Annotated in this window: 16 protein-coding genes; 10 read left to right on the top strand and 6 right to left on the bottom strand. The window is 60.4% G+C overall.

All coding sequences use genetic code 11. From position 1 onward, the window contains the following. Nucleotides 1-43: 43 nt before the first annotated feature. Nucleotides 44-919, bottom strand: a complete 876-nt coding sequence (locus tag AB4Y42_RS39275; RefSeq protein WP_368697275.1) for a tyrosine-type recombinase/integrase — start codon at nucleotides 917-919, stop codon at nucleotides 44-46. Nucleotides 920-1,681: 762 nt separating this feature from the next. Here AB4Y42_RS39275 and AB4Y42_RS39270 point away from each other — a divergent pair. Then, nucleotides 1,682-2,158, top strand: coding sequence for a hypothetical protein (locus tag AB4Y42_RS39270; protein ID WP_368697274.1), 477 nt, complete (start codon nucleotides 1,682-1,684; stop codon nucleotides 2,156-2,158). Nucleotides 2,159-2,506: 348 nt separating this feature from the next. Further along, nucleotides 2,507-2,698: a hypothetical protein gene (locus tag AB4Y42_RS39265; RefSeq protein WP_368697273.1), complete on the top strand. Its 192-nt coding sequence runs from the start codon at nucleotides 2,507-2,509 to the stop codon at nucleotides 2,696-2,698. Nucleotides 2,699-2,760: 62 nt separating this feature from the next. Here AB4Y42_RS39265 and AB4Y42_RS39260 read toward each other — a convergent pair whose 3' ends face one another. Both AB4Y42_RS39260 and AB4Y42_RS39255 read right to left on the bottom strand, forming a co-directional pair. Further along, complete coding sequence (locus AB4Y42_RS39260; protein WP_236597017.1) at nucleotides 2,761-3,000, bottom strand: hypothetical protein; 240 nt, start codon at nucleotides 2,998-3,000, stop codon at nucleotides 2,761-2,763. Between the two features lie 260 nt (nucleotides 3,001-3,260). Further along, a complete protein-coding gene (locus tag AB4Y42_RS39255) occupies nucleotides 3,261-3,923 on the bottom strand; it encodes an H-NS histone family protein (RefSeq protein WP_368697272.1) in 663 nt (220 codons plus the stop codon). Nucleotides 3,924-4,419: 496 nt separating this feature from the next. Here AB4Y42_RS39255 and AB4Y42_RS39250 point away from each other — a divergent pair, with 496 nt between their 5' ends. Both AB4Y42_RS39250 and AB4Y42_RS39245 read left to right on the top strand, forming a co-directional pair. Beyond that, nucleotides 4,420-4,875 carry an H-NS family nucleoid-associated regulatory protein gene (locus AB4Y42_RS39250; RefSeq protein WP_368697271.1) on the top strand — a complete coding sequence of 152 codons (456 nt, stop codon included), beginning with the start codon at nucleotides 4,420-4,422 and terminating at the stop codon, nucleotides 4,873-4,875. Nucleotides 4,876-5,360: 485 nt separating this feature from the next. Next, nucleotides 5,361-6,314, top strand: a complete 954-nt coding sequence (locus AB4Y42_RS39245; protein ID WP_368697270.1) for an IS5 family transposase — start codon at nucleotides 5,361-5,363, stop codon at nucleotides 6,312-6,314. Between the two features lie 155 nt (nucleotides 6,315-6,469). On the opposite strand, the gene AB4Y42_RS39240 is transcribed toward AB4Y42_RS39245, so the two are convergent. Next, nucleotides 6,470-6,718: a hypothetical protein gene (locus AB4Y42_RS39240; RefSeq protein ID WP_368697269.1), complete on the bottom strand. Its 249-nt coding sequence runs from the start codon at nucleotides 6,716-6,718 to the stop codon at nucleotides 6,470-6,472. Nucleotides 6,719-6,902: 184 nt separating this feature from the next. Here AB4Y42_RS39240 and AB4Y42_RS39235 point away from each other — a divergent pair, with 184 nt between their 5' ends. The 6 genes from AB4Y42_RS39235 (at nucleotide 6,903) to AB4Y42_RS39210 (ending at nucleotide 9,358) form a co-directional block, all read left to right on the top strand. Then, on the top strand, nucleotides 6,903-7,379 hold the full coding sequence (locus AB4Y42_RS39235) for a hypothetical protein (protein WP_368697268.1): 477 nt from the start codon (nucleotides 6,903-6,905) through the stop codon (nucleotides 7,377-7,379). Nucleotides 7,380-7,387: 8 nt separating this feature from the next. Further along, a complete protein-coding gene (locus AB4Y42_RS39230) occupies nucleotides 7,388-7,696 on the top strand; it encodes a hypothetical protein (protein WP_368697267.1) in 309 nt (102 codons plus the stop codon). A 179-nt stretch (nucleotides 7,697-7,875) separates the two neighbouring features. Further along, nucleotides 7,876-8,067, top strand: coding sequence for a hypothetical protein (locus tag AB4Y42_RS39225; RefSeq protein ID WP_368697266.1), 192 nt, complete (start codon nucleotides 7,876-7,878; stop codon nucleotides 8,065-8,067). Nucleotides 8,068-8,073: 6 nt separating this feature from the next. Further along, nucleotides 8,074-8,337, top strand: a complete 264-nt coding sequence (locus tag AB4Y42_RS39220; protein ID WP_368697265.1) for a hypothetical protein — start codon at nucleotides 8,074-8,076, stop codon at nucleotides 8,335-8,337. A gap of 410 nt (nucleotides 8,338-8,747) precedes the next feature. Then, on the top strand, nucleotides 8,748-8,981 hold the full coding sequence (locus tag AB4Y42_RS39215) for a type II toxin-antitoxin system Phd/YefM family antitoxin (protein ID WP_368697264.1): 234 nt from the start codon (nucleotides 8,748-8,750) through the stop codon (nucleotides 8,979-8,981). Then, entirely contained in the window at nucleotides 8,981-9,358 is a 378-nt protein-coding gene (locus tag AB4Y42_RS39210; RefSeq protein ID WP_368697263.1) for a type II toxin-antitoxin system VapC family toxin, read from the top strand. The genes AB4Y42_RS39215 and AB4Y42_RS39210 overlap by 1 nt, the downstream gene beginning before the upstream one ends. A 379-nt stretch (nucleotides 9,359-9,737) precedes the next feature. On the opposite strand, the gene AB4Y42_RS39205 is transcribed toward AB4Y42_RS39210, so the two are convergent. Both AB4Y42_RS39205 and mobC read right to left on the bottom strand, forming a co-directional pair. After that, complete coding sequence (locus AB4Y42_RS39205; protein WP_368697262.1) at nucleotides 9,738-12,758, bottom strand: LPD7 domain-containing protein; 3,021 nt, start codon at nucleotides 12,756-12,758, stop codon at nucleotides 9,738-9,740. A gap of 1 nt (nucleotide 12,759) precedes the next feature. After that, entirely contained in the window at nucleotides 12,760-13,161 is a 402-nt protein-coding gene (mobC, locus tag AB4Y42_RS39200; protein ID WP_368697261.1) for a plasmid mobilization relaxosome protein MobC, read from the bottom strand. Nucleotides 13,162-13,278 lie beyond the last annotated feature (117 nt).

Here is a 13,278-nt window from a genome sequence, read left to right as displayed (position 1 = left end):
CCAGATGACCGATTGCTGGCGTTCCTGAAAAACTTGTGACCAGCTATGTGCCGCTTAGCGCTCGGTCGTGTGTTACCGTACCGCGGCGCTTTGCGCACCGGGACATAGTTCGGGGCGGGACATAGTCGAGCTGCCTGTGACCCAACAGCACCTGGATCACGCGGATGTCCACCTTCTGTTCAAGCAGGTGCGTCGCGAAACTGTGGCGCAGCGTATGCGGGGAGACGCGCTTGCCGATCTGCGCGGCCTCGGCGGCGGCATGAACCGCACGGTTCAGCTGCCGCGCGGTGAGCGGGTCGACGGGATCCATGCCGGGAAACAGCCACCCGCCATCGAGCATGCTGCCCTGGGCACGGGCGACCCGCCACCACAGCCGCAGGCGTTCGAGCAGCACCGGCGAGAGCATCGCGTAGCGGTCCTTGCGGCCCTTGCCCTGCTCGATGCGCAGCGTCATGCGCTGGCTGTCAATGTCGCTGACCTTCAGCGCCACCACCTCGCTCGCGCGCAGCCCGGCACCGTAGGCGACCGACAGCGCGGTCTGGTGCTTCAGATTGCCGGCGGCTGCGATCAGCCGTCGCACCTCGTCGGGACTGAGCACCACCGGGAGCTTGCGGGGCACACGAACCGGCTGCATCCGGGCCATCAGCTCAGGCTGGCCGAGCGTCACGTCGAAGAAGAACTTCAGCCCGCTGATCGCGGCGTTGAGCGATGTCGGCGAGGTGCCGTGATCGACCAGATGCAACTGGTAGTTCCGCAGGTCCTCGACGGTGGCGGTATCGGGTGAACGTCCGAGAAACCTGGCGAACTGGCGTACGGCGCGCAGATAGGCGGTCTGGGTCTTGGGGGCGAACCTGCGCATGCGCAAGTCGTCAACCATGCGCCGGCGCAGCGGGCTGACGCCCGGATCGGAGGAGGTCATGATGGGGCTCCTGCTGGAGAACGAGGCGGATTGCCTCAGTCACCAACATAAGCACCGGCGCCACTGCCCCGTCATTCGCTGCCAGAGGCGGGAACGGAGCCCCATACCGCGCGAGCGGTTTAGTCCACTCAGGCGGATGCGTCACAGGCGGCTACGGCTACCAGGACGGCTATTCTAGCGTTTGCTCACCGCTCAACGCTCACCACTCACCGATTCCGTTGTTCCGATGCCCGCCGAACAGGGAGTCGCTCCCGCGTAGCATTCCTGGAAGGACATCGCGGGCGATACGGCCCGCGATTTCATTTGACGGGCCGAAACTCGTTTCAAGATGAATCAGCCCATCTTTCCCGCGTGCCTTCAAGATCCTCGACCGATCCGGTTTTGCGCCTCCCATCCTGAATGTCAGGTCGCCGACAGACTGCGGCTGCGTCTGCGCAATCAGCGCGAGAAAGGCACAGTTGTTTTCGTCCTGGTCCGGACAACAACGCCCCGCTGCCTGCTCCGACTTTCCAGCGGTTCCTGGGAAGTGCCGCCAATGCAGGAAAGCGAGGCCGCCGTCAGGCGCTTGCCGGAGTCGCGGCGCGCGGACAGTTAGTCGCGTTTATAGGCGGTTTCGCAACAGGGCTGCAGCCAGGCATCGAAAGGCGACCCCACAGAAAACGCGACGACCCGTGAGACAAGGACAAATTTCGGCGAGTACTCTTGCCCCGCGGTGAAGCGTCCCAATATGCGAACCCGAAATCCATTCGCCAGCTGTCGACCATGTCAAACAAGAACTACCGTTCCCCGCGTCGTCCGTCTGCCAGTGCGCATGCAAGATCGCTCTTTCTTCCCATGCCCCGCAAGGAATCCTCGGATCTTGCGCTGCGTGCACGGATTGCGCTCGAGCGTCTGCGCAATGGAGAAGCGGACCGCCCGCTGGTTAATCTCCTCTCGCAGATCATCATCATCACGAGCTTCATCACCCGGGCGGGGCATGGGCAGCTCGATATCGCGGACATCGACCGCGTTGAGCGTGGCCTCGCAGAGGTGCTCGATCAGGCAGACCGCACTGGCGTCTGGAATGTGCCTGAATCGCTGACTGACGGTCTCACCGCCGTGGTAAATGAATACGACCGCGCGCTCAGCGTGACCCGAATGGAGATCGTACTCAGGGCGAGTGACTACCTCGGAAAGCAGGTCGGTATGGTCGCGCGCGACACCCGCACCAACGACAGTCATCTCCAGGTTGCACGATAACGTCGTCAACGCGCCCCGTCGTGCAATCGCACATCAGTCTGCTCATGTGCACTAAAGGCCGCCGGTGACCAAGGACGTGTGGACGTGAGAGAGACTCGCACAAACGTCATACGGATATTCCGGCATCTGATGGTAACCGGCTCCCATAGCCGGGGACCAAATCGCCGGGCTTGCATGACAGGGAAATGGAGTCGCGGGCGGTGCAGCCTGCGATGGTCGGCAGAAGCGCGCAAGCGCTCACAACAAACAACGACAGGTGTATCGCGCGCTCCACTGGGTCCACAACCCTGCATAGCCCTGCGCACATTGCATGCACTCCCGGCAACCACATCTCCGAAAGATAACAGCATGGAAATCCGCGTTGCGTACGAACATAGTCTCGCCACTGCGCCGGAGGAATTCATCGTTCAGGTGCCTTCGCAGCTCGTGACCGATATCCCCGCGAACGTGCCGCGCGCCCTGTTGCCTGAATTCATCGCGAACCTGATCGTCGAACGCTCGCCGGCAATCGGAAAGATTCGCAATCTCAAGGTTCTCTAGCGGGCTTCTTTTCAGCGGTGATGCCTGTGTGTCGACAGGCGTTGTCCCAGCCTCGTCAACACTCAGAAAAGGCTCTGTTGCCTGATATCGCGTGCTGGAGGCAATGACGGTTTCTGGCGTCGCGCGCCCGTGCGCCGGCGAATGACACGGCGTACATGGGCGATCAGCTCGAAGCTTCCGTTCGCAAAACTGAGAGTGAGCCTGAACTGCGTCAGCCCATCCGGTCCGATACCGGGCTGCACCCGCAGCGATGCACGCATGTCGAGCCGGCGAGCACGGTCCACGAGCTGCGCTCGGCTCATGCCATTCCATGCGGCCGCGATCAGCCGACCCACCGCCGGAGGAACCGACTCGGGTGGACAGTCAGCTGGCAACGCGAGAGATACGAGCGCGAAACGGTAAGCCATTGGGTTGACGGCGTGCGGCTCTGGGTCCGCATTTCCTCGCGTACAAACATGGCGCGCCGCTCTCATTAAGGCGACGCGCGAAGGGACCTGAGCAATCAGTCGTAGCGGGCCGCGAATGCGGCGCCGCCAGCTACGACTGGATCGCCCGTTAGCCGTTACGCTGCTGCGACTTCAGGCGTGGCAGCAGCCTCAACTGCGGCCGGTGCCTTTCTGGCTGCGACCTTGCGCGGCGCCGAAGCCTTTTTCGCGGGTGCTGCGGCCTTGCGCCCACGCACACTCTTTGCCGGCGCCGCTGCTGCCCGGCCAGCCTTTTTCGTGGCGACTGCCGTCTTCACCGCCTTTTTTGCCACGACACGCTTTGCGCCTGCCTTTTTCGCAGTAGCCTTTTTCGCAGTAGCCTTTTTCGCAGTAGCCTTTTTCGCAGCAGCCTTCCTGGCAGGCGCCGCCTTGGCGCCGGCAGTCTTCGCCGTTGCCCCAGCTTCAATCAGGAATTTCGAACGATCCTTGACGTCGCGAATCCACAGCGGCGCCAGACCACGGCCCGACCAGGTCGCACCGGTTTTCGGATCCGCGTATTTCGGCGCGACGTGATGCACGACCGCACCCGGCGCATTTGCTGCTGCCTTTGCCAGCGTCGTCCCAGGTTTGCGACCGCGTCGCTTTGCAACAAAGCCTTCGATATCGGCGACAGTCAGACCGTGCTTTTGCATCAGGTCACGGATTTTCGTCAGGCCCACCGACGACTGCTTTTCGGCGATCGTTGCCGCCTGCTTCTGGAGTTTGGCAATTTTCGAGTTGATTGCGTCCAGGGTAACCATTTCTATTCCTCGCTGTGGTGTTTTCCGTTCATGCGATCCTGGAACTTCCCTAGCTTGTTTGCCAGGCACTTCGAAGTTCGGTCGGCCCGTCAGAATTGACGCGATCGTGATTATGACTTTATCAGTACACTCGTGCAAATTGAAAGCACAGCGCGCAACGGTTTGAATGATCACTGGAGTTCAGGAATAGAGGCACACCCGATGTTGCCTGTGCGTCCCGCAACGTTGCCTTGCTTTATTTGATTGCTATTGCGCCGCAAGATAGCCAACTCCCTAATATCCAGACATGTGCCCGGCATCGTCGATCGGGGAGGCATGGGTCCCGCGTCAGCGATGCACCCGTTCGTACCGCAAGACGAACCGCGAGCGCAACAAAAGAAGACTCAACGTGCGCCAGCAAACCTGGTGTCGTACCTAAGTTGATTTATACTGCTTTCATACCGGTCGCCAGCCGCGGCGCCTCCCGTGCGCCGCTCCCACCAAACATGGTTTAAACATGCCCCCTCTTCGCTGCCCCGGCATGGGCAGCGTTGGGTCGCGTAGCATCCTGGCGGCACGCGATTTGCAATCACCTGCCCAACGACAGATTGTTGCGCGGAGAATACACCAGATGGATGAGAGAAAACGCGAAAGCATCGTCGCCTATCTGAGGCGACGGATGGCCGAATTTGGGATCAAACCGGAAGACATCGCTACTTCAATTGCAGCAGACCAGGAGCGTTTGCGGGCAGTACGTTTCAGGGACGCTTCCGGCAACACCTGGGATGGCAAGGGTGCTGCACCGCAGTGGGTAGTCCAGGCAATCAGCGCCGGGCAGTCTCTTGAGCACTTTGCAATTGACGCCGCGTCGAATCGCGACGCAGGCAAACGCACCGGCGCCGACTGGCGCAACGACCCGTTTGCTGGTACCAGACTGGCCACGATCAAGGCAGAGGGTGTGGGTGCGACCTGAATGCAGTAAAGCAGCCAGCCAGGAAACACAGCGCGAGTTCGTCTTCCCGACCACGCGGTTTAAGCAATGACGCGTTTTGATTTCTGGCCGATGGGGAACGCAAAGTCTGCCTCAGGATAAAAGGCCGCGGGTAACGCTAAGCGCACGAGCGGGCCGACAGTATTCGCGATTCTGGGGAGCGGCCAGGTAGCCGCGGCGCCAGCAATGTGACGGGGGCAAGACATCCGCCTGTTCACCAATATCTCGGCCCCAGGATGAACTGGAACCGGCAACGTCGGGATAGTGGACAGCGGGCAGTCGCCTCCAGCGGACCCCTTCCTGATGCGCGTCATATCCGCAGGACTTCCGTCCTCACGTTGTCACCGGCTGATAACGCAGAAACGACGGATACGAAACAATGGAACCTAAGGAAGGTCTGCAAAAGTCCTGGCATTGAAGACTGGTTCGCCTATCCTGGAAGATAGACACGTTCAAGGAGTTCGTCGATGACACAACTCGGTCTTGGTCTGGATCTTTCGACGAAACGCACGCGCAAGCGGGAATTTCTCGATGAGATGAGGCGCGTGGTGCCATGGTCGAGGTTGATTGCGTTGATCGAACCGCACTATCCGAAGGGTAAGACCGGAAGGCCGCCGTTTCCGGTTGCGACGATGCTGCAGATCCACTTCATGCAGCAGTGGTTTGGTCTGTCAGACCCGGCGATGGAAGAGGCGCTTTATGACGTGCCGCTGTATCGTGAGTTTGCGGGGCTGGGCGAAGGTATGACGCGTTTGCCGGACGAGAGCACGATTCTGCGGTTCCGTCACCTTCTCGAAACGCACGGTCTGGCCGCGCAGATGCTCGCGGTGGTTAATGAGATCCTGAGTGAAAAAGGCTTGATGTTGAAGGCAGGGTCAGCGGTCGATGCAACCTTGATTAGCGCACCCACTTCGACGAAGAACGGCTCTGGCAAACGAGACGCGGAGATGCACCAGACGAAGAAGGGAAATCAATGGTATTTCGGGATGAAAGCGCACATCGGAGTGGACGCAGAGTCGGGTCTGGTCCACACCGTCATTGGTACGGCGGCCAACGTCCACGACATCAATGCGGCCGAAGCGCTGTTGCACGGCCAGGAAAAGGATGTGTACGCTGACGCCGGATATCAGGGTATTGAGAAGCGCTGTCAGGCGAACCCGGTACGCTGGCATGTCGCGATGCGACCAGGCAAGCGTCGACAACTGGACCTGAACAATCGTCTGGACGCGATATACAACCAGATTGAGCGTCTGAAGGCTGGCGTGCGCGCCAAGGTTGAACATCCGTTTCGCGTGCTCAAGCAGCAGTTTGGCTATACGAAGACGCGGTACCGGGGATTGGTGAAGAACACCGCGCAGATCACGACACTGTTTGCTCTGGGCAACCTCTGGATGTCGCGCAGGGCTTTAAGCATAGTGTGAAACGCTCGGCTCAGGCCGTGAGTCTCGGAAAACAAAGATCCTCATGCTTCAAAAGCCGGACGATCAACCTGCCAGCAGACGCTTACGGCTGATACGCCCAACGTGAAAAAAGATCAGCGCTCTGAAAGCGTGTTGTGCAGACCTTCCCTAAATCATTAGCAGTTTTGATCGCTCAGCTTATCCGTTTGATCCATTTGATCGATCCAACTCATGGCTTCCCTTTTCGCGATTTCCGCCATCTCATCGGCGGCGCCGCGGAATCCAAGGTCCCCACTGGAAAACGGCAATGCCTCAACCGGTGCGTCATTTCTTCTGATTGTCCACTGAGCGCCGAAAACGCATCGCTCGACCTCAATCGGCGCGTAGTCGATCAGATAGCCCTTGTATTCAAGCGAGTAACTCATTGGTTCTGTTATGGAGTAGTCGCATCTAACGTGAATATTTTGTCCTGCACCACTGAAACGGCAAAACCCTCCAGAGACGAGCGAGATAGTCTCACGAGGGCAACAATGGACACAAAACAACTTAGCAACAAATTGTTGACCTAGCTGCGCGATCTCTCCGGGAAGCCGGAAAGGCTGCGGTGACATGCGGATCATCGAATCGTTAGGCGCCTGCTCGATCCTCGCCGCTCTCGCGCCTTCCGATGCAGCGCAAGGGTTGCAAGGCTGGAAACTGGTCCCGACGGAGCCTACACGCGCAATGCTCGCGGCTGGCGTTGATGCCGCCGTGTCATGCAACAGCGCGAAGGGATGGTGCCCGCCGCTGTGGGATGGAATGCTCGACGCCACCCCAGTCGCCTTTGCTGCGGCTGCGAGTGCTGAGCGCTTCGATCTGCGCTTTCCCACGATGCTGCGCAAGATGTGGTCGGGCAGCGAGGTGCAGGCATGGCTCGAGGATCTGCCGCCTCGCTATGGGGTGCCGACGCATGTCCGGGATGGCAAAAATGGCAATGTGTCCCTCATTGAAGGTTCGGAAACCGCCGAGCAAATACAGTCTATACCCGCTGCAGATGGTGCTGCGGGGCGTGTGGCAACGCATGCCGCCAAGGATGGTGTGCAATGAGACGCGACATGAACGTTGTGCACGCAATCGTGCATATGGCAAGTCAACAGCGCGCAGCGGGTGAAAGTGTGTTCGACCAAAGGCACGCGCGCGGGGCCGCCGGGCAGTTAATGCACCGCGAAGCGTTTCGCCATGTGCTCGCAAAGACGGATCCCAGAGTCAAGGGTCTCTTCAACCGTACCGAATTCACCATGAATATCGGCAACGTCCATGGTGGTTGGGCAAGCCGAGTGGTCAGTATGGACGATGCGCGCGCAATCCAGCGCCCCAGGCCGCTCGACACAGCGGTCACCTTATATTCCTGCGTGCCTATGTAAACGGTTCGCTCATTCATGACGTGGCTCCTTCTTCGCCGCATGGAGGATTTACGGATAGATGTCGTTCGGTCCGCAAATTCCGAGCCGCGGCAATAAGCAAAAAATGGATCCGGACAGGTAACCGCACTCCCATAGACCGGGACCGAAATACTCAGGGCAAATAGCAGATGGAGCAAACGATGAATGACTACCTGACCACGAGCGAACTCGCCGATCTCATCGGCTGCAAGCCGAACGAGCGGACGAGCATGATCAACTGGCTTTCGGACAACCACTGGAAGTTCGTCATCGATCGCAACGGCATCCCGGTGCGCCCGACTGCCTTGATGGTCCAACCTCGGAAGGCCCTTGGTAACAGTTACCACTATTGAGAAACGATGTTGACGCTCAATGCAGAGGCGCATCCCCTCATGAATCGTTTCCACAAACCAGGAAGCGAAAAGCGATCCGTGGTGATCCTTCGGCCGGATGAATACGAGGACTGGCTGACCGCAAAATCTCCCGACGAAGCCCGGTCCTTTCTCAGTCTGTATCCGGCCAGCTCAATGCATGCGCAAGTGGACCCGACGCCACCGCGCAAAGCGAAGACTGTCGAAGCGCCTGTCCACGACCTCGACTCCTTGGGCAGCAAACACGCCTGAACGGCGTGAGTATTCAAAAAGTTTGAAACTTTAATATGTCTAACTAACTACATTTGGCGTCTGTGCAACGTGGAAGTCGATCACCCAAGGAGCAAGCGCGATGTCGGGTCGGCGCACGTTTGCCGTGCGCCTGCATCGAATCGGCTTCGATCTTTGGCACATAAATGAGCTACCTGGACACGAAACACTGACGGCTACAAAGCGATTGATTGACGCCGATCCTTGTTCGCCTAGGTGCGATTGTCGCGGGGGTAATTTGATTCTTCCGTGAGGCGGGCCGTTGAAGAACTCGAGGGTTGGAAGGGGGCACTCGGGGCGCCGAACGAACGACCATCAGGCCCTCTTTTGTTGTTCGAAGATTGCACTTCCGTGTTAGCTAAGCCAAACTAAGCTCACATGATGGAGGTGCCATGCAAACCGTAAATATTCATGAGGCAAAGTCGCAGCTTTCGCGTCTCATTGAGGCTGTTGTCAGTGGCGAAGAAGTTGTCATCGCGAAGGCAGGAACCCCGGTGGTGCGCCTCGTCCCGGTCGAGACGAAGCCCAAGCTTCGCTTCGGTCTGGTGAAGGGGAAGATCAAGATCGCTGACGATTTCAACGCCCCTTTGCCCGACGATGTTTTGGCGACATTTGAGGGTCGGTGATGCGTCTGTTGATCGATACGCACATCTTCCTGTTGGCCATGAGCGGCGACAGGCAACTCACAAAGAAGGCCGAGGCCATCATGTTGAGCGCAGAAACCGTTTTCGTCAGCGCCGCGAGCATTTGGGAAATCGCAATCAAGTCTGGAATCGGGAAGTTGGACGCAGACGTGAACGAGCTGGTAGCCCGCATGGAAGAAGCGGGCTTTCGCGAACTGCCCGTGACGGCGACACACGCCGCGCCGGTTCGCAATCTGCCCGATATTCACCGCGATCCGTTTGACCGGATGCTAGTCGCACAGGCCATTACCGAGCCACTGCGGCTGCTGACCGACGATGGCACCGTGGGTCGGTACTCCGACCTTGTAATCACGCTCTAACCGGAAAATCATCGGTGAAGAATAGACCCGCAACCGTTGCAGAATGTGCCACGCATCTGGTGCTCGCCATCGGGTTGGTCGCGGTCATCTGGACAGCGGTCGGGCCGCACAGTCGATTGCTCATATGGCAGTCGCTTTCCGTTGGGGAGGCTTCGCGTCGATTCGTCCAGTGGGGCTGTTGGGCAGTGGTTGCGCCCGTGATGTTCTGGCTGGTTTGGCGCATATCAGGGGTTGTTGCCGCGTGGGTGTCTGGTCCAGCGGCCAAGGCGAAACCGACCGTATAGACCAGGGATGCGTCGAGGCGATTCTGCATTTCCAGCGGGATACGCGGGCAGGTGCATTGGGCAGCGGGCGAAAACGGGCTGTGGCCGTTCGAGCATCAGAGGGTCGGCTTACCGTCCTCGGAGGGCTTCGGCCAATCCTGTGCCGGTCGATCGGTTTGCGGCTGGGGCGGTGGAACGGTAGGCGGAGAGGCACCAGGCGTGCCGAGCGCGTCCTGCACCTGCTGGTCGACGCGCGCGTGGCGATACTGATCCATCGCCCGGTTCAGTCGCTCGTCGCTGAACTGCACGCGTAGCCCGGCATCCACGGCCACCCTCGCGGCTGCCAACTGGTGTGCGTCTTCGCCAGTCAGTTCGAGCGTGCGGCCGAACTTTTCCTGCGCGAGCCGCAGCCCGGTTTCGATGGCGGACCGTTCCGCCTGCAGCACCTGAACACTGGTGCCACGATCACGCACAATGTCGCGGCCATCATGCCGGTAGGTAACGTCGCCACGTTCGTTGACGGACCAGGATAGGCCCGGCGAGCGGAAAATGATCGCGTTGTATTCGTCCTGCGCGTGCTGCCGTGGAGTGTTCGGCCGGATCACGTTGAACGCCTCGCCGCCGATCCCGGCATCGACCTTGACCGCACCCGATACACGCTCCGGGCCCGCAGTGCGTCGCAACTCCTCGAGCGCGCGCTCGTCACCCTGGTCCGCCCGCGTGCGCAGCCAGCCGGAAAAGCTCGGGCCGCCTGCAGCTCCGAATTTTTCCTTGAGTGCCGCCCGCTCGCGTGCGATCGACTCCCGCAGCGCGTCGTCGCGGCCCAGCTGCCCGGCGCGTGCGAGCGACGTCGCCGCGCGTCGGCCAGCCGGTGTGAGTCGCACATCCTGCCGGATTTCCGCGCGCCTGGTGTCGAACGCTGCGCGGATCTCAGCGCGGCGCCACTGTTCATTTGCGCGCTGTGTGAGCCACGCGTCGGTACGGGCCACGACATGCGCTTCGCGCGCGACCGAGTATTCGCGCCAGAGTGCCGCGCGTGGCAGCTCGCGCGGAGCCGGAGCCGGCTCACCGGCCTGCTGTCGCTCATACACTGCGCGTAGCAATGGTGCGGCTTCACGCCACGACAGATTCAGTTCTTTAGTCAGGAAGTCCGACACGTTGAGGTTGCGCGAGCCCGCGCGGATGCGATCGGCGCCGTCGCGGCCCGTCGTGACCGCATATTTCGCGGGCCGCACGCCGTGGGTGTGCGACAGTTCGGCAAGCAGGCGACTGGCATCGAGACCCTGGCGAATCTCACGAAACTCAGTGTGCTGACTACCTGATTCATCACGCTGCCGCAGTTCGCGCGCGAGTTGCGAAACCACACTGTCCGAGACGCGGCCCGTGTGTCGCGGTGTGGCATACGTGGCGTCGTCGGTGCGAGAGCGGCGCGACCGGTACGTTGGAGCATCAACCGCCAATGCGTGCGGCGTCCGCAGGATTGGCCGGCCTGCCTCGAACTCGAACGACGCGTCGATCGAGTCGAACCGGTCTGGAAACGCGTTCCTCCGGTCGCCTGAAAACCAGCCTGGCGGCGACATGCCGGATGGTGTCCATGCCGGATGCGACCGCATCACTGGCAGGCTGACGAACGGATCGCCGAACGCATAGTGCCTCTCAAGCGCACGGTGGTACGCGTCCAGCCCGTCGACTGAGGGGGCTGCGTGCCCTACTCGTTGCGCTGCAGGCTCTCCATCGCGATCTGCAGCCCGTCGCAGGCCGTGCGCGGATACGGCGCCGTCTGGCTCCAGCTGGTGAAACGCATGATGCGGCAATAGCACTGCAGATCGATGTCCGATGCCGTCCAGAGGGCCGCCGGGCACGTTTCGCACAGCGTTGAAGGGTTCGGGCGCCGGGTACGCCCCACCTGGGATAAGGTCAAACTCGGCATCGAGGCCGCCGTATCCATCGTCGAGGGGTGCGGACGTGTCGAGTTCTGATTCGCGCGCGCCTGGCCCGTCGACGACGTCGGGCGGCTGGGCGCCGAATTCAAATGCGCGTCCGCTTCTGTGAAGATGTCCTCCGAGGCTTGGGAGGGAGTCGTCTGCTCGTTCATGACGTGCCTTCAGATGTTGTGCGTAAAAGCCGCGTTCAAGATCCACAAGCATCAGCTCGCGGTCGTGGGGAGAGGATTCCTGATAACGCTGGTACTGACGGCTACCGCTGTTGAGATACTTCACTTCGCGCGCGCGGGTGGTGTACCACTCATCCAGAACGGCCGCTATGTGCGCTGGTGTGCGTCTGGGCGCAACGCCAGCCTCATAACGGTCGGCCGCATCTGCCGACAGCGCCTGCAGCTTTTCGGCGGTCGGCAGTGCGATGAATTCAGGCGTGAATACGTATTCCTTGAGGTTCACGCCCTTGGCGGCGCCAGCCGGCTTCACATTCAGGTAGGCGCTGTCGAGACCGGCATTGCGCATGCGCACGGCACCGTGCTCGGACAGCAGCGCCATGAAATCCGCATGGGTCTCGATCTGGCGATCCAGCACCGCGTCGAGAATCTGTTCCTTCAGCTCGCGACTGCTCGCACGGAACAGGTCGCCACGGTAGCGGCTGATCATTTCTGACGCGTCGGTCAGCAGCGTGCGCCGGTTGTCTTTCGGACTCGCAAGGCCATACTGCGCGTTAACATGCTCCTGGAAGGCGTCGATGAAGCTCAGGTTGGAGCGCACGTAGCCGAGCGGCTCCAGGTGCCTTTCAGCCAGCAGGTTCCAGCGCGGAATGACGATATGGATGTGTGGCTTGCGCTCAACCAGTTCGCCAGTCCGCTGGTCCACATAGCTCTTGATCCGGGGCAGGTGCGCCTCGGCATAGAAGCTGTATTCGTCCGGGCGGTAGGCGTGCAGCGCGAACGCCTCGAACTCCCGGACGATCTGAAACGTCGTTTCCCGGGCGACGTGATCCTCCTTGAAGGAGAGCGTGATGGACAGGTAACGTTCGACACCGGGTGCGGCATTGATCGACTGGATCACTGCGTCGGTCAGGTCGAGATCACCTGCGAGCACCACACGTTCGTCAAGGTCGTCGCGATCCAGGTCGCGGCCAACCTTGCGGCCTTCCTCGAGGTACTGCTTCACGCCGTCGTGACGGCCGTCCACTCTAATCAACACGATGGAGATGGGCCTTCAGCAGTTGCGTGATCAACTCCAGCTCGTCGACCAGGGCGACAAACGTGGATTCGGATAGCTGGCCAGCCACGCGCGCCGTATTCGCCACGTGGACCAGCTGGTTCAGGTTGTTGCCGGTCTTGTTGATCACGTACATGATCCGTTGCCGCTCAACAGTCGCGGGTGGACGCGCGACGATCTGCGTGCGGTTCGTCACGATGCATTCGCGCAAAAAAACGGATGGACTCATGCCGGAGCGTGCGACCTTTTCATTGAAGACCTGCCACTGTTCTTCGGTGAGCCGCGTGCTGACCGGCCTGCCGAGCGCCTTTTGTGCTTTTTTGCGACCACGGCGCCTGGCTTGCGCCACAACATTGAGATCGTCTGCGCTCATCGCATGTTTTTCCGTGCTCAGTCGTCTTGCCCTTCGGCACATCCGCGAGTCTGCACTTCAAGCTCCGCGATCCCGTCGTCATCCAGTACGCTCCAGTCGCCTGACGCCAGTGCTTTC

Origin of the sequence: Paraburkholderia sp. EG286B (assembly GCF_040965655.1) — a bacterium.
Taxonomy (GTDB): Bacteria; Pseudomonadota; Gammaproteobacteria; order Burkholderiales; family Burkholderiaceae; genus Paraburkholderia.
This window is presented reverse-complemented; position numbering and strand designations above follow the sequence as displayed.

Bases quoted from the DNA above. Each gene is read 5' to 3' on its own strand.
- AB4Y42_RS39240 (WP_368697269.1), bottom strand. From the start codon at position 6,718: ATGAGTTACTCGCTTGAATACAAGGGCTATCTGATCGACTACGCGCCG.
- mobC (WP_368697261.1), bottom strand. From the start codon at position 13,161: ATGAGCGCAGACGATCTCAATGTTGTGGCGCAAGCCAGGCGCCGTGGT.
- AB4Y42_RS39275 (WP_368697275.1), bottom strand. From the start codon at position 919: ATGACCTCCTCCGATCCGGGCGTCAGCCCGCTGCGCCGGCGCATGGTT.
- AB4Y42_RS39235 (WP_368697268.1), top strand. From the start codon at position 6,903: ATGCGGATCATCGAATCGTTAGGCGCCTGCTCGATCCTCGCCGCTCTC.
- AB4Y42_RS39210 (WP_368697263.1), top strand. From the start codon at position 8,981: ATGCGTCTGTTGATCGATACGCACATCTTCCTGTTGGCCATGAGCGGC.
- AB4Y42_RS39250 (WP_368697271.1), top strand. From the start codon at position 4,420: ATGCCCCCTCTTCGCTGCCCCGGCATGGGCAGCGTTGGGTCGCGTAGC.
- AB4Y42_RS39230 (WP_368697267.1), top strand. From the start codon at position 7,388: ATGAACGTTGTGCACGCAATCGTGCATATGGCAAGTCAACAGCGCGCA.
- AB4Y42_RS39255 (WP_368697272.1), bottom strand. From the start codon at position 3,923: ATGGTTACCCTGGACGCAATCAACTCGAAAATTGCCAAACTCCAGAAG.
- AB4Y42_RS39215 (WP_368697264.1), top strand. From the start codon at position 8,748: ATGCAAACCGTAAATATTCATGAGGCAAAGTCGCAGCTTTCGCGTCTC.
- AB4Y42_RS39245 (WP_368697270.1), top strand. From the start codon at position 5,361: ATGACACAACTCGGTCTTGGTCTGGATCTTTCGACGAAACGCACGCGC.
- AB4Y42_RS39265 (WP_368697273.1), top strand. From the start codon at position 2,507: ATGGAAATCCGCGTTGCGTACGAACATAGTCTCGCCACTGCGCCGGAG.
- AB4Y42_RS39270 (WP_368697274.1), top strand. From the start codon at position 1,682: ATGTCAAACAAGAACTACCGTTCCCCGCGTCGTCCGTCTGCCAGTGCG.
- AB4Y42_RS39225 (WP_368697266.1), top strand. From the start codon at position 7,876: ATGAATGACTACCTGACCACGAGCGAACTCGCCGATCTCATCGGCTGC.
- AB4Y42_RS39260 (WP_236597017.1), bottom strand. From the start codon at position 3,000: ATGAGCCGAGCGCAGCTCGTGGACCGTGCTCGCCGGCTCGACATGCGT.
- AB4Y42_RS39220 (WP_368697265.1), top strand. From the start codon at position 8,074: ATGTTGACGCTCAATGCAGAGGCGCATCCCCTCATGAATCGTTTCCAC.